The sequence below is a fragment of the Gemmatimonadaceae bacterium genome (assembly GCA_035533755.1).
Classification (GTDB): domain Bacteria; phylum Gemmatimonadota; class Gemmatimonadetes; order Gemmatimonadales; family Gemmatimonadaceae; genus JAGWRI01.
Genome location: DATLTC010000096.1, coordinates 1 through 23,090 on the forward strand (window position 1 = coordinate 1; position 23,090 = coordinate 23,090).

General features: G+C 69.6%; 23 protein-coding genes. 15 read left to right on the top strand and 8 right to left on the bottom strand.

Annotated elements, in window-relative coordinates; translation table 11 throughout:
• The first annotated feature begins 522 nt into the window (after nt 1-522).
• Genes VNE60_13005 through VNE60_13045 form a run of 9 tightly spaced genes read left to right on the top strand, consistent with a single transcriptional unit; the run spans nt 523 to nt 7,009 of the window.
• The gene (locus VNE60_13005) at nt 523-999 is read left to right on the top strand and encodes a hypothetical protein (protein HVB32437.1); all 477 of its coding nucleotides are present in this window, start codon (nt 523-525) and stop codon (nt 997-999) included.
• Between the two features lie 16 nt (nt 1,000-1,015).
• On the top strand, nt 1,016-1,486 hold the full coding sequence (locus tag VNE60_13010; protein HVB32438.1) for an SgcJ/EcaC family oxidoreductase: 471 nt from the start codon (nt 1,016-1,018) through the stop codon (nt 1,484-1,486).
• A gap of 19 nt (nt 1,487-1,505) precedes the next feature.
• The gene (locus VNE60_13015; GenBank protein HVB32439.1) at nt 1,506-2,465 is read left to right on the top strand and encodes a hypothetical protein; all 960 of its coding nucleotides are present in this window, start codon (nt 1,506-1,508) and stop codon (nt 2,463-2,465) included.
• Entirely contained in the window at nt 2,438-3,622 is a 1,185-nt protein-coding gene (locus tag VNE60_13020) for an ArgE/DapE family deacylase (GenBank protein HVB32440.1), read from the top strand. Before VNE60_13015 ends, VNE60_13020 begins: the two co-directional genes overlap by 28 nt.
• Entirely contained in the window at nt 3,610-3,828 is a 219-nt protein-coding gene (locus VNE60_13025) for a hypothetical protein (GenBank protein ID HVB32441.1), read from the top strand. The genes VNE60_13020 and VNE60_13025 overlap by 13 nt, the downstream gene beginning before the upstream one ends.
• Nucleotides 3,825-4,466, top strand: coding sequence for a ribonuclease H (locus VNE60_13030; protein HVB32442.1), 642 nt, complete (start codon nt 3,825-3,827; stop codon nt 4,464-4,466). The genes VNE60_13025 and VNE60_13030 overlap by 4 nt, the downstream gene beginning before the upstream one ends.
• 11 nt (nt 4,467-4,477) lie before the next feature.
• Nucleotides 4,478-5,080, top strand: coding sequence for a zinc ribbon domain-containing protein (locus VNE60_13035; protein ID HVB32443.1), 603 nt, complete (start codon nt 4,478-4,480; stop codon nt 5,078-5,080).
• Nucleotides 5,077-6,168 (top strand): hypothetical protein, encoded by a 1,092-nt coding sequence (locus VNE60_13040; protein HVB32444.1) that lies wholly within the window; start codon nt 5,077-5,079, stop codon nt 6,166-6,168. The genes VNE60_13035 and VNE60_13040 overlap by 4 nt, the downstream gene beginning before the upstream one ends.
• A gap of 28 nt (nt 6,169-6,196) precedes the next feature.
• Nucleotides 6,197-7,009 carry a hypothetical protein gene (locus VNE60_13045; GenBank protein ID HVB32445.1) on the top strand — a complete coding sequence of 271 codons (813 nt, stop codon included), beginning with the start codon at nt 6,197-6,199 and terminating at the stop codon, nt 7,007-7,009.
• On the opposite strand, the gene VNE60_13050 is transcribed toward VNE60_13045, so the two are convergent.
• On the bottom strand, nt 7,003-8,112 hold the full coding sequence (locus VNE60_13050; protein HVB32446.1) for a phytoene/squalene synthase family protein: 1,110 nt from the start codon (nt 8,110-8,112) through the stop codon (nt 7,003-7,005). The two genes, VNE60_13045 and VNE60_13050, sit on opposite strands and share 7 nt — an antisense overlap.
• 80 nt (nt 8,113-8,192) lie before the next feature.
• Between VNE60_13050 and VNE60_13055 the strand changes: the two genes are divergently transcribed.
• The 6 genes from VNE60_13055 to VNE60_13080 all read left to right on the top strand — a co-directional run bounded on the left by VNE60_13055 (nt 8,193) and on the right by VNE60_13080 (nt 14,803).
• Nucleotides 8,193-9,836, top strand: coding sequence for an FAD-binding oxidoreductase (locus tag VNE60_13055; protein HVB32447.1), 1,644 nt, complete (start codon nt 8,193-8,195; stop codon nt 9,834-9,836).
• A gap of 145 nt (nt 9,837-9,981) precedes the next feature.
• Complete coding sequence (gene thyX, locus VNE60_13060) at nt 9,982-10,749, top strand: FAD-dependent thymidylate synthase (protein ID HVB32448.1); 768 nt, start codon at nt 9,982-9,984, stop codon at nt 10,747-10,749.
• Between the two features lie 298 nt (nt 10,750-11,047).
• The gene (locus VNE60_13065) at nt 11,048-12,049 is read left to right on the top strand and encodes a hypothetical protein (protein HVB32449.1); all 1,002 of its coding nucleotides are present in this window, start codon (nt 11,048-11,050) and stop codon (nt 12,047-12,049) included.
• Nucleotides 12,046-13,113 (top strand): hypothetical protein, encoded by a 1,068-nt coding sequence (locus VNE60_13070; protein HVB32450.1) that lies wholly within the window; start codon nt 12,046-12,048, stop codon nt 13,111-13,113. Before VNE60_13065 ends, VNE60_13070 begins: the two co-directional genes overlap by 4 nt.
• Nucleotides 13,113-13,625 (top strand): GNAT family N-acetyltransferase, encoded by a 513-nt coding sequence (locus VNE60_13075; GenBank protein ID HVB32451.1) that lies wholly within the window; start codon nt 13,113-13,115, stop codon nt 13,623-13,625. Before VNE60_13070 ends, VNE60_13075 begins: the two co-directional genes overlap by 1 nt.
• Before the next feature lie 5 nt (nt 13,626-13,630).
• Nucleotides 13,631-14,803 carry a KamA family radical SAM protein gene (locus tag VNE60_13080; protein ID HVB32452.1) on the top strand — a complete coding sequence of 391 codons (1,173 nt, stop codon included), beginning with the start codon at nt 13,631-13,633 and terminating at the stop codon, nt 14,801-14,803.
• Between the two features lie 57 nt (nt 14,804-14,860).
• Here the strand turns inward: VNE60_13080 and VNE60_13085 are convergent, their stop codons facing one another.
• The 7 genes from VNE60_13085 to VNE60_13115 all read right to left on the bottom strand — a co-directional run bounded on the left by VNE60_13085 (nt 14,861) and on the right by VNE60_13115 (nt 22,910).
• The gene (locus tag VNE60_13085) at nt 14,861-15,262 is read right to left on the bottom strand and encodes a hypothetical protein (GenBank protein HVB32453.1); all 402 of its coding nucleotides are present in this window, start codon (nt 15,260-15,262) and stop codon (nt 14,861-14,863) included.
• Nucleotides 15,263-15,279: 17 nt separating this feature from the next.
• Nucleotides 15,280-15,684, bottom strand: a complete 405-nt coding sequence (locus tag VNE60_13090; GenBank protein ID HVB32454.1) for a hypothetical protein — start codon at nt 15,682-15,684, stop codon at nt 15,280-15,282.
• A 39-nt stretch (nt 15,685-15,723) separates the two neighbouring features.
• Entirely contained in the window at nt 15,724-17,826 is a 2,103-nt protein-coding gene (locus VNE60_13095) for an elongation factor G (GenBank protein HVB32455.1), read from the bottom strand.
• 18 nt (nt 17,827-17,844) lie between these two features.
• The gene (locus VNE60_13100) at nt 17,845-18,015 is read right to left on the bottom strand and encodes a hypothetical protein (GenBank protein HVB32456.1); all 171 of its coding nucleotides are present in this window, start codon (nt 18,013-18,015) and stop codon (nt 17,845-17,847) included.
• Nucleotides 18,016-18,250: 235 nt separating this feature from the next.
• Nucleotides 18,251-18,808 (bottom strand): hypothetical protein, encoded by a 558-nt coding sequence (locus VNE60_13105; GenBank protein ID HVB32457.1) that lies wholly within the window; start codon nt 18,806-18,808, stop codon nt 18,251-18,253.
• A gap of 257 nt (nt 18,809-19,065) precedes the next feature.
• Nucleotides 19,066-19,674 carry a hypothetical protein gene (locus VNE60_13110; GenBank protein HVB32458.1) on the bottom strand — a complete coding sequence of 203 codons (609 nt, stop codon included), beginning with the start codon at nt 19,672-19,674 and terminating at the stop codon, nt 19,066-19,068.
• A gap of 203 nt (nt 19,675-19,877) precedes the next feature.
• On the bottom strand, nt 19,878-22,910 hold the full coding sequence (locus VNE60_13115) for an AAA family ATPase (GenBank protein HVB32459.1): 3,033 nt from the start codon (nt 22,908-22,910) through the stop codon (nt 19,878-19,880).
• Between the last annotated feature and the right edge of the window lie 180 nt (nt 22,911-23,090).

The window sequence follows — 23,090 nt, forward strand, 5'->3', positions numbered from 1 at the left end:
AGGTCGGCCAGCAGCATCGATGAGAGCGGGCCGGCAAGTACTCTGGAAAGATCGAGTATTTTTAGTCCAGTGAGCATATGATGGCTTGAATATGACTGTATAGTGTTGCTGATTTAGATCATATCGGTCGGTTCTCGCCGAGCGCTCATATGCGTCGAAATGGTGCCGGCGTCCTTGCATAGCTGTCGAAAAATCATATACTTGCGGCGAATTCTCCCACAGGTGTGGGATTCGGGGCCCGCGAACATAGCGCGCCGCCGATTGTCCATCAAATGAAACGGGGCGCACTTCCCCCTTACCAACGAGTGGACGCGATAGATGCCGCACAATGCGCAGGGCGGTCCCGCCAAACCCGCCACAGACCACCCGCCCACCACCCCAGCCACCTCGCCGGCCCCGCCGGCCCCGCCGGCTCCGCGCCGCGGCCCGGGGCATCGCGCCGACGCGCGTGATACAGTCGCCGAACTCGCCGAAAAGGCACAGCTCATCAGCCTCGAGGCCGGGAGCAAAGTGGCAGCGGCCATGAAGGACGTGATCAGCGCCTCCGTCGGCATTGCCGGCTTCGCCATCGAGAGCGCGCGCGACCTGACCAACTACATGGTTCGCCGCGGACAGATGACGCAGGACGAAGCGGACAAGCTGCTGCGCGAAGCAGAAGCGGCGCACGCCAAGCGGCCGGCGGCCGAGCGCGTTCGGCCCACGGCCACCAAGGTGACCGCTGAGCGAGTCGCACTGGCCAAGGCGCAGGCCGCGCGGGCCGCGGAGATCGCCGCCGCCGCGTTCGCCGAACTCCACCCGCCGCGCCCTCCCAAGCCCCCGTCCAAGGTGTTCATGCCCAAGCCGGTGAAGGGCGAGAAGGTTGCCGCCAAGAAGCCCGCCAAGCCGGCGGCGAAGAAGCCCGCGCCGGCCAAGAAGCCGGCCAAGAAGGCCGCGCCCAAGGCGCACAAACCGGCGCCCAAGAAGCCGGCCAAGAAGGCTGCCGCGAAAAAGAAGCGGTAGTTCCGGAGATCGGCGCATGCTTCGCTCGCGGCACCTCGTGCTCCTGCTCATCGCGGTCGTCGCCGGGTGGTTCGCGCTGCGCCGCGTCGCCTCGGCGCCGCCCGCGCCTCCCGATCCCATGCAGATCCAGCGTGAGATCATGGCCATGCTCGACCACGGGGCCCAATCCTGGGACCGCGGCGATCTGGACGCCTTCGTCTCGGACTATCTCCCCGACACCGAGACCACGTTCATCACCAAGACGGGTGTGGTCCACGGCATCGCCGCGATCCGCAACGTGTACGCCGCCCGCTTCGCGCCCGGCGCCCGGCGCGACTCGCTGCACTTCCAGAACGTGGAAGTGGACGTGCTGGGCCCCGACCTCGTGAACACCATCGCCTGGTACGTGCTCACGCGTGGCGATTCCATCACGGCCCGCGGACCCACGTCGCTCGTCATGCGCCGCGTGAGCGGCCGCTGGCTCATCGTGCACGACCACTCGAGCTAGCGTGGCGCGGGTGGTGGCCATGCGCGCTCCCACGCGCGTGGACTTCGGCGGCGGCTGGACCGACGTTCCGCCGTATTGCGAACGCGAGGGGGGCGTGGTGTGCAGCGTGGCGATCGCGAGATACGCCACGGCGGTGCTCCGGGACGACACACCGCCCGCACCTTGCCGCGCCGGCGAGGCGATGGATGCCGACGCGCCGCTCGTGCGCGCGGCACTCGCACGCGCCCATCTGGCCGGATCCGTCCGCGCGTCCCTGACCAGCGACTTCCCCGTGGGCGCCGGCCTCGGCGGGTCGTCCGCCGCCGGTGCCGCGCTGCTCGGCGCGATCGATCGCTGGCGTGGGGTTCCGCTGGACCGCGCGGACATCGCGGAACGGGGGCGCACGATCGAGGTCGAGGATCTGGGCGTGGCCGGTGGGCGGCAGGATCACTACGCCGCCACGCATGGGGGACTGCTCGGCCTCACCTTCGGCGCCGCGGTGGCCGTCCACCGCATCCCGCTGCCAGCGCCGCTGCGCGCCGAGCTCGAGCGCCGCTGCGTGCTCGTGTACACGGGCGAATCGCGCGTCTCGGGCGACACGATCTCCGGCGTGCTCGAGGGCTACCACCGCGGGGAGAAGCGTGTAACGTTCGCTCTCGCGCGGATGCGTGAGCTGGCCAGGGCGATGATCGCGGCGCTCGAGGACGGCGACGTCGATGCGCTGGGGATGCAGATCGGCGAACACTGGACGCACCAACGGGCGCTGCATCCCGCCATTCCCACGCCCCGCATCGATGCCGTCATCGCGCGCGCCCACGACGCCGGCGCCCTGGGCGCCAAGGCCACCGGGGCCTCCGGCGGCGGGTGCGTGGTGGCGATCGCGCGCGCGGGCGACGAAGAGGCGGTGCGCCGGGCCATGGGCGCGCTGGGTGCATTGGTGCCATTCACGGTGGATGAAACAGGACTGATCGCATGCGACTGGAACGCGGAGACGCCGTAGGCCTGGCCCGGGCGCTCATCCGCACGGATTCGCGCAATCCGTCGCTCGTGCCCGGCGGCCCGGGCGAAGGCCACGTGGCCGCCGTGCTCCGCGGCGTGCTCGACGCGTGGGGATTCCGCGTGGAGCTGCAGGAGGTGGCGCCGGGCCGCCCCAACGTGGTGGCGCGGATCGGCACGCCCGGCCCGCACGCGCTGATGTTCAACGGCCACCTCGACGTCGTGGGCGTGGACGGGATGACGCATGCCCCGTTCGCCGCCGACGAGCGCGACGGTCGCCTGTACGGACGCGGGTCGTCGGACATGAAGGCGGGCGTGGCGGCGATGTGCGCGGCCGCCGCCCTCGCCGCCGACGGCCTCACGCACGGCGAGGTGGTCGTGGCCGGCGTGGTGGACGAGGAGTTCGAGAGCCGCGGCACACGCGCCCTCGTGGCCGCCGGCATCCGGGCCGATGCCGCCGTCGTGACCGAGCCCACGGGACTGGCCATCATGCCCGCGCACCGCGGCTTCGTGTGGGTGGACCTCGTCTTCCACGGCCGCGCCGCGCACGGCAGCCGGTGGGACCTCGGCGTGGATGCCATCCGCCACGCCGGTCTGGTGCTCGCCGAGCTGGATGCGTTCGACGCCGACGAGTTGCCGCGGCGTTCCCATCCGCTGCTGGGCCATCCGTCGGTCCACGCCTCGCTCATCGCCGGCGGCTCGGGCATGTCCACGTATCCCGACCGGTGCGAACTCAAGATCGAGCGGCGCACGATTCCGGGCGAGACGCCGGCCCAGGTGATGGCCGAAGTGGAAGCCATCTGCGCCAGGGTGCGGGCCCGGCGGCCCGCGTTGCGCGTGGATGCGCGCCTGTCGCTGGCGCAGAGTCCGAGCGACGTGCCCACCGACGCGCCGATCGTGCGCGCCCTGCGGGATGCGCTGGAGCATCAGGCCATCGACGTCCGCACCGAGGGCATGAGCGCGTGGACCGACTGCGCCGTGCTCAACGAGGCCGGCATCCCGGCCGTCTGCTTCGGGCCCGGCGACATGTCGCTCGCCCACGCCCATGAGGAATACGTGGAGACGGAACAGATCCGGCGCGCCGCCGCCGTCCTCGAACGGCTGGCGCGCGGGTGGTGCGGCGGCGCGACCAACGGAGTGGAAGCGCCATGGCGCAACTGACCGCCGCCCAGTACGACACGCTCGAGCGGGCCGTGGCGAACTCGCAACGGCTCGTGGTGTACCGCCGGGGTACGGAATTCATCGTCGTGCCGGAACGGCTGTGCCTGCACGACCGCCGCGAGGCCATCGAGGCTCGCAACCCCACCACCGGAGACCACCTGACGCTGTTCATCGACGAGATGGACACCATCGAGGTCGTGCGATGAACGAGCCCGCTCCCCTGCCCCTGATCGCCATCTATGCCGACGAATCGTGCCTCGGCAACGGGCGCGAGGGAGACAACCCGGGAGCCGCCGGGGGCGTGATCGAATTCCGCGGCGCGGAGTCCGGCGCCGTGCAGCGGTGGGACTATTGGCGCTCGGAGCCGGCAACGACCAACAATCGCATGGCGCTGCTGAGCGTGATCGAGGCGTTCCAGCTCATCGCGCAGAAGGGGGGCCGGTTCCGCGTCCTGTTCACGAGCGATTCGCAATATCTGATCAAGGGCATGAGCGAATGGGTGCCGGGCTGGATGGCGCGCGGTTGGCGCCGCAAGACCGGGCCGATCGAGAATCTGGCCCTGTGGAAGGAGGCCGTGGAGCGGGTCCGCCCGCACGCGGTCCAGTGGCAATGGGTGCGGGGCCACGACGGCCACGTGCAGAACGAGTACGCCAACCATCTCGCGATCCGGGCAGCAAGGGAGCAGACGGCTTCGGTGGGCGCCGAGCCGTCCCGGTTCGGCGAATGGCTGGCGGCCGAGCGGGCCGCCCGCCGGATGCACGCCGACCCGGCGCCGTTTCCCGATCCTCGTAGATTCAAGGCGTCGCGGCCGCTGCCCGTGGCGCAGGCGACGATGCTCGACTAGTGGAGGCCGGGATGGACGCCATCGACCGCATGTTCACCGTGCTCGCGCAAACGGTGCGCGACACGCAACCGCGATACCTCACGCAGCCGTTCGAGGTGGCGGAGCTGTACCAGACGCTCCTGCCGTATCGCCACTTCCGACGGGAGTTGGCGATCGAAACCAACGAGGATTACGAACTCGCGCTGATGCAGCTCCTTTCCGGGGCCCGCGGGTATCTCATCGTGGACGATCGCATGCGCGACGCGCTGGCGCGCGAGTTGGCGTCGCCCAACCCCGATCTGGGCGTGTTCCGGCAGTATGCCGACGCCCAGGTGGCGCTCTCGCCGGCCGCGCTGCAACAGCATGGGCGGGGGGCGGCGGCCGAACCGGCGCCGGCAGGCGGATCGACGGTCCGGCTGTCCACGCCGGCGTCGGTGGCGGCGGCCGCGGCGGCCGCCGACGAGCTGCGGTGCCGGTACTGCAGCGGGAGACTGCCGCAGGGGCGTCGCGTCGTGTTCTGCCCGCACTGCGGCCAGAACCTCACGGTGATGAATTGCAGCGCGTGCGGCGCTGAACTGGAGGTGGGATGGAAGTTCTGCGTGGCGTGCGGCCGGTCGTCCGGCCAGAACGCATGATGCGGCGCGTCTGGCGGAGCGGCGCCCTGGTCGCGCTCGCGGCGTGCACGGCATGCGCCACCGGAGCGCGGCGCACGGCCGGCGGGGGCGCCACGCCCGCGGCCGCCCCGGCGCGGGCGTGGCCCGTGGTCACACGGGAGGACGTGGATCTGTGGCTTCACGGATACGCCATGCTCACGCGCGACGCGGCGCAGGTGCCGGTATTCCGCCGCGGCTATCGCGACTCGATGACCGTCATCCGGCAACGCGCCAACGTGCTCACCGGCCTCGACGCCAATCATGAACAACTGAGCGCGTTGATGGCGCAGAACCCCGAGATCTCCAGCGGGCAGTTCGTGCCGTTGTACTTCGATTCGTGGGACCAGGTGGTCCAGGCCACGACCGCCTTCCTCGGCGCCAACGGCGACCCCCGCAGCGCCGAGCCGTCGCTGCGGGGTCAGGTGGCGCTTCTCGCGTCGATCTTCCCCACCGTGCAGGACCGCAACTGGCTGCGGCTGTTCATGCAGTCGTTGGGCGACGAATCGGAGCACTTCTACCACCAGTACTGGATCGCGCAGCAGCGCGCGCGCGGCCCCGTGGCCGGGTCGGTGGACTCGCTCTGGCAATCGCTGCGGCCGCGCTTCCAGCGCTTTCTCACCAATACGCACCAGCTGGACGGACAGATCGTGCTGTCGCTGGTCCTGGGCGGCGAGGGCCGCACGCTCAACGCGGCGCCCGACCACAACGTGATGGTGGTGACGCTGCCCGCATCGCCCGCCACGGTGGCCGAACCCATCTACGTGGTGGCGCACGAGTTGGTGCAGACCATCGCCGCCGCGGCGATCAACGACAACGCCTCGCCGGCCGAGCAGCGCAACGGGGTGGCGGCCGGATACGCACCCACCGCCGCCGTGCGGGGCGGCGAGATGCTGATCGAGCGCGTGGCGCCCGAACTGGGCGACGGCTTCATGCGCTTCTATCTGAGCCAGGCCGGCGTGACGCCCCCGGCCACCGGCGTGCAGGCCGTGTTCACCAGCACGTTCCCGCTCCCCACGGCCATCGTCGCCGACCTGGCCCGCCAGATCAACCAGGCACTCGGCGGAAGCTGACCCGGCCTTCGCGCCGTATATTGAGATCATGGCCGACCCGCAGGTTCCCGTCCCGCGAACCCCGCTCGATCGCGCCGCGCTGGAACGTGTGCTGGCGCGCGCCGCCGAGTTGCAGGCGCGCACCGGCGACTCCGCAGATATGATGACCGACGATCAGATCCTCGATCTCGGCAAGGAGGTGGGCCTGTCGCCGCTGCACCTGCGGCAGGCGCTGGCCGAGGAGCGCGCCGGCCGCGATCGCGAACACCGACCCGGCCGGTTCATCGGCCCGTCGCTGGTCAGCGCGGAGCGCACCGTTCGCGGAACCGCCGCCGACGTCTTCTCGGCGCTCGATGTGTGGCTGCAGAAAGACGAGTGGCTGCAGATCAAGCGCCAGTTTCCGGACCGCATCGTCTGGGAACCCCGCCGCGATCTGGAAGGCGGCATCCGCCGCATGCTCAACGTGGGCGGGCGCGGGTATGCGTTGTCCAAGGCGAGTGACGTGGGCGCCACGGTGGTGCCCGTGGATGACGGCCGGCTGCTGGTGCGGTTGGACGCCGACCTGAGTTCCCACCTCCGCGCCGCCACCGGCCGGATGATCGGGGTGGCCACGATCGGCGCGGCGGCCAGCGGCGCCGCGCTCCTGCTGCACTTTGCTGCGCTCGTGGCCGTGGCGCCCGTGGTGGCCCTGGGGGCACTCGGATTCTTCGGCGCCCGGGAGCTGCACGCCAACGCGGTGAACCGGGCCCAGCTCACCCTGGAGCAGCTACTCGACCGGCTGGAGCGCGGCGAGCGCGCCGAGAATCCGTCGCTGCTCAAGCTCCTCGCATCGGCGGCGGGCGCCGTTCCGCGGCGCTACTGACGTCCGCCCCATCGGGGCACGAGCCTCACCGGCCGGCGCCGGGCGCGTTCGGCCAGCCCGTTGAGCACCCGATTGCTCAGGATCCCGATCACGCTCAGCGCGATGAGCGACTTCACCTCGGCGCGCGAGATCTTCACCACCTCGCGTCGCGCCAGTGCCGTCGGCGACCGCGTGAGGTCGCGGAGCGTGGCGTAGGCGAACAGAAGTGGCAGCGCGCAGAACAGCCGGACAGCCACGGCACGCCGCGGGACGAGCAGCAGATAGTCCTTGGCATGCTCCAAGTCCTCCCACGCCATCTCGATCAGCGACGTGAGGGCGGCCTGCGTGCCTTCCACCCGCTCGCCGGCCAGGATCGCGGCGTGGCTGCTGCCATACTCGGCCAGCAGTTGCTCGGGGATGTAGATCGAGTTCTCGTGCGCCGCGTCCGGGGCCACGTCCTTGAGGATGTTGACCGTCTGCAGGGCCTCGGCAAACGACCGGCTGCGCTCGCGGAGCGCGGCGTACTCGCGCTGGCCGATGCTCGGGGTGTGCTCGTGCCAGAGGTCGGTGAGCAGGTAGCCCACCGTGCCGGCCACGTAGTAGCAGTACTCGCGGTACTCGTCCAGAGTCTGGATGCGGATGCCGTGCGGGTACCGCAGCACGAACTTGCGCATGCCCACCGCCATCTCGGTGACCCACCGCTGCACGTGGGCGCGGGTGGCCGGCGGGAGTTGCCGGAACACCACGAACACCAGATCGGCGTGATGTACGAGGCGCAGGTGGGCGGGCTCGCCCGCCATCCGCTCGATCAGGGCCGGGAACCCGTCGGCCAGGGCCGGGTCGTCGAAACACGCGAGGAAGCGGTCGAACAGCGCCGCCTTCTCGGCCGCCGGGAGCACCGGCTCGTCCTCGATGGTATCGGCGATCCGGCAGAGCAGGTACGCGCAGTTCACCGCCTGCCCCAGCACGCCCGGCAGCACCCGGATGCTGAGGGCGAACGTCCGGGACACGGCCGGCAGGATATCGTGCGAGAAGCGGCGCGCGCTCTCGAGGCGAGGATCGGGCGGCGACACGGGGACCTGCGGGGTCGTCGTGAGCGGAGTGGTTTCGTTAAACTTCTGCATTGCCGGTTCGCCGAGAAACCTACCGCGCCGGAAGCGCCGGCGCTGCCCGCCGGCACGTCTCTGGAGAGGACATCGTTCGCGTGAGCATCACTGCACCGCCGGGATTCAGGGGAACGTTCCGTACCGACGACGCGGCGCGCGCCGTGTACGGCGAGGCCGCGGGGATCACCCGCAACTGGCCCAGCGCCGTAGCCGTGCCCGCCGACGAGCGCGACCTGCAGACCCTCGTGGGGTGGGCGCATCGCGAAGGCGTGCCCCTCGTCCCGAGAGGATCGGGCAGCGGCGTGGCCGGCGGGGCGCTGGGCGACGGCGTGGCCGTGGACCTCTCGCGATTCCGGACCATGGGCGCGGTGGACGAATCCCTGCGCACTGTGCGGGTGGGCGCCGGCGTGTTGCGCGGCGAGGCGGATCGGGCCGCGCGCGCGGTGGGGTTGCGCTTTCCGGTGGATCCGTCGAGCGGTGAGTTCTGCACGGTGGGGGGCATGGCGGCCACCAATGCGGCGGGCGCCAATTCCATGCGTCAGGGTCCCATGCGGCCCTGGGTGCAGGCACTCCGCTGCGTGTTCGACGACAGCTCGGTGGCCGACATCCGGCGCGGCGCGGCGCCGGCGCGGGAGATCGCGGCCATCGACCGGTTCATGCGCGAAGCGCACGACGCCATCGCGCGTCGCGAGCGAGCCACGCCGTCGGTGCATCCGCGGGTGTACAAGGACTCGTCGGGGTACGCCACCGCGGCCTACGCCGCGAGCGGCGACTTCGTGGATCTGCTCGTGGGCAGCGAGGGCACGCTGGCGCTGTTCACCGAGGTCGAGCTTCGTCTGGAGCCCATCCCGGCATCGAGCGCCAGTCTGCTCGGCGAATTCCGGTCCCTCGACACGGCGGTCCGGGCCGCGGTCGAGGTACGCAAGACAGGCGCCACCGCCTGCGAGCTGCTCGACCGGACGTTTCTGGAGCTGGCGAGCACGGGCACCGCGCCGCTCCCGGTGGCCGCGGGCGCCGACGCCGTGCTCCTGGTGAAGCTGGAGGGAGAGTCTGCCCGTGATGTAGGGGCGCGGGCCCGTTCCATCGAGCAGGTGTTTCGGCGCCTCGGCGCCTCCGGCGTGACGCTGGCGCTCGAGCCGACCGCCGAGCACGACCTGTGGGAGCTGCGCCACGCGGTGAGCCCCATCCTGTCGCGGCTCGATCCGTCGCTCAAGTCCATGCAGTTCATCGAAGACGGCGCCGTGCCGCCCGAGCATCTGGCCGACTATGTGCGCGGCGTGCGCGCGGTGCTCGAGCGCCATCGGGTACGCGGCGTGATTTTCGGACATGCCGGGGACGCGCACATCCATGTGAACCCCCTGATCGACGTCAGCCAGCCCGACTGGCGAGCCAAGTTCGACGGGATCCTCGACGGCGTGGTGGCGCTCACGGCGTCGCTGGGCGGCACGCTCACCGGCGAGCATGGGGACGGCCGGCTGCGGACGCCGCTGCTGTCGCGGGTGTGGAGCGACGCCGCCCGGGAGCGGTTCTCGCTCGTGAAGCGCTGCTTCGACCCCCGCGGAATTCTGAATCCGGGCGTGAAGGTGCCGCTCCCGGGACAGCGCGCCGTGAAGGACGTGAAGTACGATCCGTCGCTGCCGCCGATTCCCGCCGCCGCGGCCCGGGCGCTGGAAGTGGTGGAGCGCGATCGCGCGTACGGAGAATTCCGGCTCGGCTTGCTGGATGCGCACGCCGAGTCTTGATTCAGATGTGAGAGGTCGCCCCAGTGCAGACTCGGTTGCAGACTAGCTGTAGGACGGTAGGGCGGTAGGAGGGAAGGACGGATGCCTGCCGAACGCCGTTTACGCACTACCGTCCTACCGTCCTACTGTCCTACTCCCAATGTCCATGACTCCCCAGACTCCCGAGCTCTTCACCGCCCCCCGCGTGACGCTCCTCGCCCGGCCCGCGTTCACGGAGCCGGCGCACCTTCCGGTCGAGTGGCAGGGAGAGAGCACGGACGGCGAGCGGCTGGCGGAATTCGCCGGCCGGCTGTGCTACATGAGCCAGCACAATCCGGCCAAGCGGGCCACGCGGGAGTATCTGGATAACATCAAGAAGCAGGGGCATGGGAGTGTCCTGGAGCACGCCAACTACTCCGTCCTCCTCGAGGGGGTGAGCCGGTCGCTCACCCACGAGCTGGTGCGGCACCGCGCCGGCTTTGCCTACTCGCAGCTCTCGCAGCGGTACGTGGACGAGTCCCACGCGGCATTCGTGGTCCCTCCCGCCATCATCGGCGACGCGGCGCTCGAGGCGGCATGGCGCGCTCAGGTGGAATCGGCCCAGCAGGCCTACGTGGCGCTCGTGGAGCAACTCATGGAGCGATACGGGTGGGTGGCCGACAAGGTCCACCGGCGGAAGATGTCTCGGGAAGCGGCGCGCGCGGTGCTCCCCAACTCCACCGAGACGAAGATCGTGGTGACCGCCAACGCCCGCGCCTGGCGCACCATGCTCGAGCTTCGATCGGGCGAGGGCGCCGAGATGGAGATTCGCCGCGCGGCCATCGCCATCCTCCGCATGCTGCAGGCCGAGGCGCCGGGCTTCTTCTCGGACTTCGAGGTGTACATGGCCGAGGACCGCCGAGAGGCGGCGCGCATCTCATACCACAAAGTCTGAGCGAACCGCGCGCCGCGCCTTTTTTCCCGTTGCGCGACGAATTCAGGCTACGTATCTTGGCGCGTCCTTTCGAGATCGGATGACGCGCATCGGTTTCGCGTACAATCAAAAGCCAGAGTCGACTCCCGCGTCGCATGCTGCATCCGACGCGGTCGACGCCGACGACGAGCCGCCCAGTACGCGCCGGGACGAAAGCGCCCGGACCTTCTACTCTGTCCCGTCCACTCCATTCGCCACGGCAGGCGGTGGCACGGGACTCGTCGTCCCCGCCTCTCCCGCGCCGGCCGTCACCGACGACGTGTTCGCGGAATGGGACTCCGCCGAGACGATCGACGCCGTGGCCCACGCCCTCTCGGCGATGGGCGAGGTGATCCGGCTCGAGGCGACCCCCGACTTCCCCGAGCGGCTGCGCGACGCCAGGCCGGACATCGTGTTCAACATCGCCGAGGGGCTGGCCGGCCCCAACCGCGAGTCGCACGTGCCGGCGATCTGCGAGTTCTTCGGGATTCCCTATTCGGGGAGCGACCCGTTCACCCTCGCGCTCTGCCTGCACAAGGCCCGCACCAAGCAGATGCTGGCCGCGCACGGCATTCCCACGGCCGGCTTCGCGCTCGTGGAGACCGATGCCGAGCTCGAGGCTCTGGCCGCCGGCCGCCATCCGCGGTTTCCCGGCTCGCCGTCGCGGTTCCCGCTGTTCCTCAAGCCCGTCCAGGAAGGCTCGTCCAAGGGAATCACGGAGCGGAATCTCGTGCGCGGCCCCGACGAGCTCCTGATGCGCGGACGCGAACTGCTCCGGGACTACGACCAGCCGGTGCTGGTGGAGGAGTATCTGCCGGGCGCCGAATTCACGTGCGGGGTGCTCGGCAACGGCGGCGCCGCGCGGGTACTCCCGATCGTGGCGCTGCGGTTCGACACGCTCCCTGACGGCGCCGTGCCGATCTACGGGTTCGAAGCCAAGTGGGTCTGGGACACGCGCGACCATCCGCTCGAGATCTTCGAATGCCCGGCGCGTATCGCGCCCGAGCTTCGTTCGGCCATCGAGGCGGTCACGCTGGGGGCGTACCGTGCCCTGGGCTGCCGTGACTGGTCGCGGATCGACGTCCGGTTGGACGCCGCCGGCGCCCCCCACGTGATCGAAGTCAATCCGCTGCCCGGGATCCTGCCGGATCCGGCCGACCACTCCTGCCTGCCCAAGGCCGCGCGCGCGGCGGGGCTGTCGTACGACAGGCTGATCCAGGCTTGTCTCATCCACGCCGCAGAGCGCCAGGGCGTTGCACTCGAGCGCGGGAGCATACCGTGAGAATCGCCATCCTGTTCGATGGAGCATCGGCCATCGCCGCCTTCCCCGACCTGCAGATCCTGGCAACGGTCGAGGCCATCGAGCACGCGCTCGTGACCGAGGGGAACACCGTGACGCGGCTGCCGGTGCACCCCGACGGCCGCTGGATCGAGCGCCTGCGCAAGGGCCGGTTCGAGCTCGTCTTCAACATGTGCGAGGGGATCGACGGCATCGCCGCGCTGGAGCCCCCCGTGATCGCCGTGCTCGAACTGCTGGCCATTCCGTATACCGGCAGCTCCAGCTACACCACGGCGCTCTGCCTGCGCAAGCACGTGGTGAACGCCCTGCTCGCCAACGCCGGCCTCCCGGTGCCCCGGTTCGCCACCTTCCGCAGCGGAGACCCGGTGCAGTCGATCGGCTATCCGGCCATCTGCAAGCCGACCGCCGAGGACGCATCCATCGGCATCGAGCAGAAATCCGTGGTCCGGACCAAGCGCGCGCTGGCCCAACGGCTGGAAGCGATGCTCGAACGCTGGAATCAGGTATTGGTGCAGCGGTACGTGGACGGCCGCGAGGTGAACGTCGGGATCGTGGGCGACACGGTGCTCCCCGTGGCCGAGATCGACTTCGAACAGATGCCCGAGGGCCTGTGGCGCATCGTGAGTTATCGGTCCAAGTGGGAGACGGGGAGTGAAGAAGACCTCGGCACGGCGCCACGGTGCCCGGCCGATCTCTCGCCGGAGTTGGAGGCCGAGGTGCGCCGCATCGCGCTGGAGGCGTGGCGGCTGGTGGGCGGCTACGGCTACGGGCGGGTGGACATGCGCATCGACGCCGACGGCCGGCCCTGGATCCTGGAAGTCAACGCGAATCCGGACATCGCGCCGGACGCCGGCCTCGCCCGCATGGCCAAAGTGGCGGGCATCAGCTACGCGAAGCTCATCCGCACCGTGTGCCAGCTGGGATTGCACCATCGCATCGATGTCGGCGAGGCCGACCGGCTGTGGGCGCTGGCGTTCCAGCTCTCGGGGGGCGTGGATCCCACGCTCGAGACCGATCTGTTCGACGGCGCGCGCCAGGCCTCGTGATGATCACCATCGGTGCCATGGACGCGTCGCAACGCGCGGCGCTGCGCGACCTGCTTCACGCCACGGGGTCGTTCCGTCCGGACGAGATCGGCGTGGCGCTCGAACTGTTCGACGAGGCGTTCGGACCGCCGGCACCGAGCGCGGATTACGAGTTCGTGGCGGCGCTCGATGCGGCGGGACGCCTCGCGGGATACTGCTGCTACGGCCCAACGCCGGGAACCAACGGGACGTACGACGTCTATTGGATTGCGGTGCACCCGTCGCATCAGGGGGCGGGAGTGGGATCGGCGCTGCTCGCCGAGGTGGAGCGTCGGCTCCGGGACCGTGGAGCGCGGCTGGTGGTGGTGGAGACGTCGGCCCGCGAGGGCTACGACTCGGCACGGCGGTTCTACGGAGCGCGCGGCTACCGCGCGGCGGCACGCCTCCGCGATTTCTACGCCCCGGCGGACGACCGGGTGGTATTCACGAGGCAGCTCGGCAGTTCCCCCTTACCCGCAGATCGCGGAGCCTGACGGCCATGAGCGACTGGCAGCAAATCCTCCATACCGGCATCGACACGCTGGACAAGCTGGCCGAGCGGTTCGGACCCGACGTCATCGACGTCGAGGCCCTGCAGCCCGCGTTCGAGAATTTCCAGATGCGCCTCACGCCGGCCGTTCTCGCGCAGATCAAGGAAGTGGGAGACCCGATCTGGAACCAGTACGTCCCCACCATCCAGGAGTTGGACGTGGTGGACGGCGTGATCGACTCGCTGGACGAGGACGGAGATTCGCCGGTGCCGAACATCACGCATCGGTATCCCGACCGCGTCCTCTTCCTGGTGAGCCCGGTGTGCGCGTCGTACTGCCGGTTCTGCACCCGCCGCCGGAAGGTGGGAGACCCGGAGAAGATCCCGCTCAACCAGTATGAATCGGCATTCGAGTACATCCGGAGCCACCCGGAAATCCGCGACGTGATCATGAGCGGCGGCGATCCGATGATGCTCTCGGACCGCCGGCTGGAATATCTATTCCAGCGGCTGCGTGAGATCCCGCACGTCGAGATCATCCGCATCGGCAGTCGGATCACCTCGCATCTGCCGGAGCGGATCACCCCGGAGTTCTGCGAGATGGTCAAGAAGTACCATCCCGTGTACATGAACACGCACTTCAACCATCCCAGCGAGCTCACGCCGGCCACCGTGGCGGCGCTGGGGCGCCTGGCCGACGCCGGCGTGCCGCTGGGCTGCCAGACCGTGCTCCTCCGCGGGGTGAACGACAACGCGGAGACGATGAAGGAGCTGATGCAGAAGCTCCTCAAGGCGCGGGTGCGCCCGTACTATCTGTACATGGCCGACCAGGTGGCGGGCGGCGAGCATTTCCGCACCATGGTGGAGACCGGCCTCGAGATCGTGAAGGCGCTCCGCGGCTGGACGTCGGGGCTGGCCGTACCCCACTTCTGCATCGACGCACCCGGCGGCGGGGGGAAGGTGCCGCTGCTGCCCGAGTACGTGGAGAAGATCACCGACGAAGAAGTGATCTTCCGCAACTACGAGGGCAAGCGCTTCACCTACAAGCAGCCGCGCCAGCCGGTGACGGCCAGCGCATGCGGCGCGGCCGCGGAGCAGGAACCCGGCGTGCTACCCATCCAGAGCGGCGCGCGGCCGAAGAAGGCGGCGCGGCCCAAGCGCCGGCGCAGCGCGGGCTCGTAATCAAGAGTCCGCCGTGGGCAGGGACGGCCTACTGCCCACGGCGTTCCGCCGCGTTGGTCAGTGCATCGAGATGACGATGGCGCCGGCGCCATTGCCGGTGCCGAACCGCTGGGTCGCGTCGGTGGCGTCGAGGTACCGAATTTCACGGATGCCGTCCACCGGCAGCTCGCGCAGGCGACTCAGGCCCACGCTCACATTGTCCAGGTACACCTGGATCGTGTACGACTGCTGCTGGGTGATGGACGAGGCCCCCCCGCGCATGATGAGCATCTGCGGCCGGAGCTGCCGGATGGCGTCGTAGGCGTTGCTGTACGCGCCCTGCGCCAACTCCGCGCTCGTGATCACGTCGGGATTGCGCGGCGCTCGCGTCGCGCCCGACGAGGCGGCGCCGCCGGCACTCGCACAGGCACCGGCGGTGAGACCGAGGATCAGGCAGAGCGCCAGGGCTGAAGGACGCATCGTCGCTCCGGGGCCGGTCAGTGGGTGATCAGCTGAATCACGCCGCCCGGATTGCCCGAGCCGAATCGCTGCATGGCCTGCGATGGACTCAGATAGCGGATCTCCCGGATCAACCCCAGCGGCATGCCGTGCAGCACCGAGATGTCCCCGATCTTGTTGTCGTCCTGGTACACGTTGAGGGTGTAGCCCGCCGACTGGGTGAGCGACGACGTCTGCTCCGCGGGCCGCACCCGGAGCATCTCGGGACGCAGGTGCTGGATGGCTTCGTAGACCGTGGTTGAATTCTCGGCCGCCAGCTCCTGCTGCGTGATCACGTTCCGATCGCGCACGCCGGACGCCGATCCCGCGCTCGTCCCGGTGGTGGCGCAGGCGGACAGCAACAGTCCGGCGGTCAGTCCCAGCAGTGTTCGTGACTTCAACATCGCATCTCCTCCATGACGGGAACCGGGTCGCGGGCGGCCTCAGTGCGCCAGCGCTTCTTCATGCTCCTTGCTCGACTCCGCGATCACGCGCTGGGCGGCGTCGGGCGGCATCTCTTCATAGCCGTGGAACCGGTGGATGAACATGGCGCGTCCCTGGGTCATGGACTGCAGCGCGCTCGCATACATGTGCAGCTCGGCCTGCGGGATCACGGCGCGCACGCGGGCGCCGTCGGGCGTGCTGTCGGTTCCCATGATGTGCCCGCGCCGCGACGACAGATCGCCGAGCACGTCGCCCAGATATTCGTCCGGCGTGGTGATCTCGAGATCGTCCAGCGGCTCGAGCAGCACCGGCTTGCATTTTGGCGCCACCGCCTTGAACCCCAGGATGCCCGCCATCTTGAACGACATTTCGTTGGAGTCCACGGTGTGGTACGAACCGTCGTAGACCTCGGCCCTGAAATCCACGAGCGGGTATCCGGCCAGGATGCCACGGACGGCGGCTTCCTGCACGCCCCGGTCCACGGCGGGGATGAACTTGCTGGGAATCGCGCCACCCACGATGCGATCCACGAATTCGTATCCCCCGCCGCGGGGGAGGGGGGAGAACCGCACCCAGCAATCGCCGAACTGGCCGCGGCCGCCGCTCTGCTTCTTGTGCCGGCCCTGCCCCTCACCCGTGCCTCGCAGCGTCTCGCGGTACGCGATGCTGGGTTTGGTGAGGTCGGCTTCGACTCCGTACCGACGCTTGAGCTTGGCCAGCGTGACCTCGAGGTGCCGTTCGCCCAGCCCCGATACGATCGTCTCGTGGGTCTCGGCGTTGTAGTGCATCTCGAACGTCGGATCCTCGTCGTGCAGCTTGTGGAGTCCGGCCTGGAGCTTCTCCTCGTCGGCGCGGGCGGCGGCGTGCACCGCCATCTGCAGCGCCCCCTCCGGGAAGGCGATCTGCGGGAGCCGCACCGGATGTTGGCGGGTGGACAGGGTGTCGTTGGTGTGGGTATTGCGGAGCTTGGCCACGCAGCCGATGTCGCCGGCATGGAGAACCGCCTGCTCCGTCCGATCCTTGCCCTGCGTGATCGACAGATGGTTCAGCTTCTCGACGCCGTCGCGGGTGGCGTTGAACACCTCGGCCCCGTTCTCCACCCGGCCCGAGAAGATGCGGAAGAACGTCACCTCGCCCACGTGCGGCTCGGACGTCGTCTTGAAGGCGAGCGCGGCGAACGGCGCGTCGTCGATGGCGTGGATCTCCACCGTGCGATCGCCCTCGGCGCCCTTGAAGGCGTGCAGCTCCTCCATCTCCCACGCCGTGGGCATCAGTTCGACGATCGTGCTCAGCACCGCCTGGGTCCCGTAGTTGAGTTCGCTGGATATGCAGAACAGGGGGAACAGCTCCATCTGCTTCATCGCTTCCTTCATCGCGGCGACGGCGTCTTCCCGCGGGATCTCGCCGCCCTCCAGGTACCGCTCCAGCAGGGAGTCGTCGGTGGCGGCGATGGTCTCGATGAGCTGCTCGTAGTACTTGTCGAACTGCGGCCGGTGCTCGGCCGGGATCTCGACCTCGTCGTAGTTCCCGCCCTTCACCCCGCGCTTGTACAGATGCGCCTTTCTCGTGAACAGGTTGATGATCCCGTGGAACTCCGGCCCTTCGCCGATCGGCACCTCGACCGGAATGACCTTGTTGGTGAGGCGGGCGCGGATCTGGTCCACCACGTCGTCGAAGCTGGCGTGCTCCTTGTCCATCATCGAGGCCACGAACAGCACCGGATCGCGCCGCCGCACGGCCTCGCGAAACATGCGTTCGGTGCCCACCTCGATCCCCGCCGTGGCGCTCACCACGCAGAGCGCGCCGTCGGCGGCGGCGAGTCCGGCGACCGCGTCGCCCTGGAAGTCGAGGTATCCCGGCGTGTCGATGAGATTGATCTTGGTGTTCATCCACTCGGCGTACGCGCAACCCAGATTGATCGAGTAGCCGCGCTCCACTTCTTCAGGGGCCGTGTCGGTGAGCGACGTGCCGTCCTTCACGGAGCCGTGGCGCTTGCTGGATCCAGACACGAAGGCGAGCGCATCGACCAGGCTGGTCTTGCCGCTCGCCCCGTGTCCCACTACCGCCACGTTCCGGATTTCTGACCCTCGATATTCTGGCATGTGCCGGTCCTCATCACCTCAAGTGAGTGTGCCGATGCGGGGGGCGATCGACAGCCAGGCGCGGAGTGTGTCGTCCTCGACATCCCCCACGCTGCCCGGCAGGTCCACAGCGATCGCACGGCCCGACTGACGCACCTCGCTGACGCAGGTGAACACGACGGCATTGTTGCCGCCGGCCTCACCGTTCACGTATGCGGCGCTCCATGTGCGGCCGAGGGCGTCCGTAAAGACGCGCTCGCCGCCTGATGGGCGGCGGAAGGAGGTGCGGATAGACTGCCTGGGCACGTTTCGATGCTCCTCTGTACTTCAAAGCCTGACCCCCTGCATAGGGGTTCGTCAAGGTGTGCCGGCCGGAAACGCCACCGGGGAGCGACTAGGCGCTCCCCGGTGGGTTGGACTGCTCGGACGAATCAGGTGTCGTGTCTCACTCCCCCTCAAAGTCGAAGGCCAGACTGTCTGCTTCCCGCCACCGTTCCAGCACCGACTCCAGCGGCTTCAGAACCGGCGCCGTCAGCCCCCCCACGGGCCCCAACGACACCGTAATCGCCCGCCGTGCCCCTTCGGGCCAGTCGGGCATCGACAGTCCGGCCACGAGGCGACCGATCACCTGGCCGCATTCCCGCATCAGTTCCGTGGCCGTGGCGTGGAGAATCTCCAGCGGAATCTCCAGGTCCCGGGTCACGAGCTGTCCGGTGCTGTCGCGCCACGCCGCGTCACCCACGGCGCCGCGCTCCGCCCACACGCCCAGATGGCGGATGGACTCCAGACTTCCCTCGCCTCCCCCCTCCCCCTCCTCCCCCGTACGGTGGCATTCCACCGCCGCCGCCAACGCCAACGCAACGGACTCCGTGGTCGGGGCGCCATACAGCGTCACGATGTCCCGTGACGGCCGCTCGGAGTCGAGCGGCGCCGGAACGGAGTTCACGTGCGCGAGCACCGGCGAGTGGTCGGGGTTCTCCTCGAGCATCACGAGGACATCCATACCCCCTCCTGAATAAAGTGCTGCTGCACCATCGCCTTGCTCCCTCGAACGACGGCCGGCGGCATGGAGTTTCACCTCCGACCACGCGCCGCCCAGCCCTCGTCCGTACAAACACACCCGCCGCGAAATCGTTCCAGCGCGCTGCCGCGCCGTCACGGCGTTTCCCTCTCAACTCGCGGACGTAAGATCGGGTCACTTGCAACGCAAGAGGGCCCCGCGATTCGCGGGGCCCTCTCGTGATCGCCATCACCAAGCGACTACTGCGGCGTGCCGCCGATGATGATCGTGCCGATGGCGTAGCAGCCATCGTCCACGCCCGGCGTGCAGTCATCCACCAGCCCGGTGTGCACGTTGTAGCCCGTGAAGTGCTCCACGCGGCGCCACACGGCCCCCGTGCGGATGTTCACGTGCGTGGCCAGCGTCGAGTCGGTCGCCGACTCGTCCACCACCGGGCCGCCCGGCACGGCCGAGAACAGGACCGCGAACCGGCGCAGGTCGCCATGGCCACCGATGGCCGCCAGGCGGAGGGTGTGGATGGTCACCCAGCGGGACGGATCGTTGCTGGGCACGAATCGGATGTCGGGGGTGAAGTCCACGTAATCGCGGCCGTCGATCGTGGTCACCGTGGCGCTCACGTGGATCGGCGACCTGGCCGCCGTGCACGGATCGTTCCAGGTGCCCGGGCCGTACGTCGACGTGGTCGGGTCGCACACCGCGCGGGGGGGAACGACGAGCAGGTACTGGCCCAGCGTGTAGACCCCGCCGCGGGTGGAGATGTCGAACGTGTACGCGGCTCCACCGTAAGCGCCGCGCGACTGCGAAGCCGACGGGCCGGCAGCGACCGGTGCCGTAGCCGTGGGAGACACACTGTCGCCGCAGCTGGCGGCCAAGGTGAGCGCTGCGACTGCGAGAGCCGAGGGGATCCGGCGCATTGAACCCTACCGTAAAGAAGGAGTCTCGGACGTCGGCCACCCCGCGGCGAGCGGCCTTACGCTTGGAATCGGGTACTCAGAGAAAACGTATGCCTGGCGCCATATTTGCGCCAGGATTAGAGAAGTTGTGACTCAGATCACGAAATCGCGGCGAGAATCGCATATCGGTCGGTGAGCGAAGTGAATCCCAAACCCGCCACGCGGGATGCGTAGCGCTCCACCGCCGCACGGGCCACCCCGCGGTCGATCCGGAAGATCGCATCGGCGCAGGCGGCGGTGAACCACGCCGCGCTGTAGAGGTCGGTGGCGTCGGCGAGGGCCCGCGCCTGCTCGAACTGCTCGAGGGCGTCGGTACGGCGTCCCTCCGCCGCCGCCACGAGCACGCGCAACGTCTCCACGAGCTCCCGCCCCTGGAACCACTCGGCGCGCGTGGCCATCCGGCTCTCGGCTTCGGCCAGCGGACGCCGGGCCTCCTCGCCGCGGTTCATGGCGAGGAGGCACAGCCCCTCGCCCGCCCGCGCGCCGATCTCCACGTCGGATTGCCCGATGCGCTGGGCCAGCGACGCCGTGGCGTCGTACAGCTCGGCCCCCGATGCGGGCTGCCCGCTCTCCCGGGCGGCGTGCGCCATGTTGAACAGCGCGTACAACTGGTACTCCGTGTTCTTGAGCGAGGCCGACAGCCCGAGCGCCTCGCTGAACAGTTCCCGCGCCCGGTCATAATCACCCAACTTCTGGATGATGAGTCCGAGATTGAGCGCCGCGGCCGCCCAGAGGTCGGCCATGCCGGCCGCCCGCGCCAGCGTGATGGCCGTGGCGAGCGATTCACGCGCCGCGTCGATCTGGCTCTCGAGCTGGAGCACGATGCCGAGATTGTTGTAGCAGCGCACCTGAGCACGGATGTCCCCGCCCGCCCGGGCCAGGCCGAGGGCGCGCTCGTAGCACTCGCGCGCCCGCTTGGGCGATTCGGTCTCCACCGTGATGCCGAACCGCGTGAGCGCCTCGGCGAGCAACAGCGGATCGCCGATGCGCTCGGCCATCTCCACGCACTCGGCGGCGATCCGCGCCGCCTCGCGGGGTTCGCCGAGCCGACCATGCACCTGCGAGAGCAGCGTGAGGATGGCCACGCGCTCCTCGTCGAAGCCGAGCTGCGTGGCCGCGTCGTCGAGCACCCGCAGCGCATCGAGGGACCGGCGGGCCGGCTGGCCCAACTCCTTGCGCGCCCGCTCGCGCATGCGGCGCAACGTGAGCGCCCGCCGCTCGTCGCCCTCGCCGGCGAACCAGTCGAGCGCGAGGTCGCACAGTTCCTCTTCCTCGTCGTACCGGCCCAGCGCCTCGGCGATCTGCGCCAGCCGCACCCGCCCCTCGGCCAGATCACCGGGCGACGGCGCGTTGCGCGCCGCCAGCTGCAGAAAGTCGCCGGCCGTGGTGAGCGCGTACAACGCTTCGGCCTGCGTCGCGGCGTCGAGCGCCGTGCGGTAGGCGTCGACGGCGACGCCGGCCGCGTCGTAATGCTGGGCGATCTCGGCGATCGTGCCGTCGCCCCGCGCCTCCATGGCGCGCGCCACGCGCTCGTGCCGCAGCCGCGCCTGCTCGGGCGACGGCGAGCGCGCCAGCACGTCGGCGATCGATTCGTGCGTGAACAGGAATGCCTTGCGCCGGCGCTCGTAGGTGTACTGCAACACCCCCGAGGCCAGGCCCTCCTCCACCGCCACCTCCACGGCGCGCGCGCTGCCGGCCCCCGCCGCCTCGACCAGCGGCACGTCGAACTCGCGGCCGATCACCGCGGCGGTGGAGAGCACGGCGTGCGTGCTCGCCGAGAACCGCTCGAGGCGGCGGGACAGAATCCCCTCCGCGTCCGACGGCATCCGCAGCCCGGATACCGCCTTCCATTGCCACTGTTGGCCGTCGTTCCACAACGAACCTTCCTCGGTCAGGCAGCGCACCAGTTGCGTGAGGAGGAACGGATTGCCCTCGGTGTGGCGATACACGAACGCGAGGAGGTCGCGCCCCACCTCCTGGTGATCCAGGGCGGCTTCGAGCCAGCGCTTCACCTCCTCGCGCGTCAGACGCGACAGATGGAGCTCCTGGTAGCCGGCATGGTGCTGGAGCGCCGCCAGCCGCTCGGCGGCCGGCGTGTGCTCGACGCCCGTGCGCATCGTGATGCAGACGAGCAGCCGTTCGTCGGTCAGATGCTCCACCAGATGGTCGAGCGTATCCCACGAGGCTTCGTCGGCCCACTGCATCTCGTCCAGCACCACGACCAACGGCCACTTGGCGGTGGCGATGCGCAGGTAGGCCGCGATCTCCTCCATGAGCCGATACTTGGTTCCCGCCGGAATCGCCGGATCGCGCGGCAGGGTGGGCACGAGCTTCGGCAGTTCGCGCCACACCTGATCCGGCGGCGGGGCCACGCGGCGAACGGTCTGGAGTACGCCGGCCCACGGCCCGTACGGCTGGCGCACCGACATCATCCGGCCGCGGCCATACACGGTCGATCCACCGAGCAGGCGAACTTCGGGTTCCAGCTGGCGCGCCAGCGTGAGCGTGCCGCTGCCCGGTTCGCCGACAATCGAGACGATGCGCGGGTGTCCGGCGGCCGCCTCGTCGAGCAGGCGGAACAGTGTGCGACGCTCGGTCAGGCGACCGGCAAACCGGCCCACGTCCGGCACGGCGAGCGCGGCGCTGTCCGCAGCGTCGCGCGCCACGGCCACGCCGTCGCCGCCTCGCTGGGCGATGCCGGCGCAGGCCTGCCGCGCCGCCGAGACGAGTCGCTCCGGATCGGCCCCATGATCCGGGGCCGCGGCAACCCCCGCCGAGATCGTCACGCGGGGAGCGGCGGGCACGGCGCGCATGGATTGACCGGGGCTGAATTCGTGCCCGCGCACGGCAGCCCCGATGCGATGCGCCACCTGGCGCGCGTCGGTGACGCCGGCGCCAAGGAGCATCACGACCAACTCGCCGTCCGACACCCGTTGCACGTAGTCGCCGGTGCGCAGGATGCGCTGCAACATGCGCGCGATCTGCTCGCACACGTCATCGGCGCCCGACGGACCCAGCGCCGAACGCAGGGCCTGCAGGCGGTCGAGCTCGATCGAGACGAGTGACACCGGGCGCGCCGTGGCACTCGTCTCGGCCAGCGTCGCCGAAACGACGTCTATCAGCTCGCGCATGAGGGTGTGTGACGGGGGTCGCAGATCACCGGTCGGTGTAGGAACAAGACACCTTGACCGGCTCCGGCGAACCGTACGCACGTTCGCCCCGGTCCCGCAAGCGGGACTGTCACTTTTTGGTGCGGTAGCGTCACACTCCGGGTCGGTCGGGTTAACAGCGGCTCCCATACGCCCGTCTGA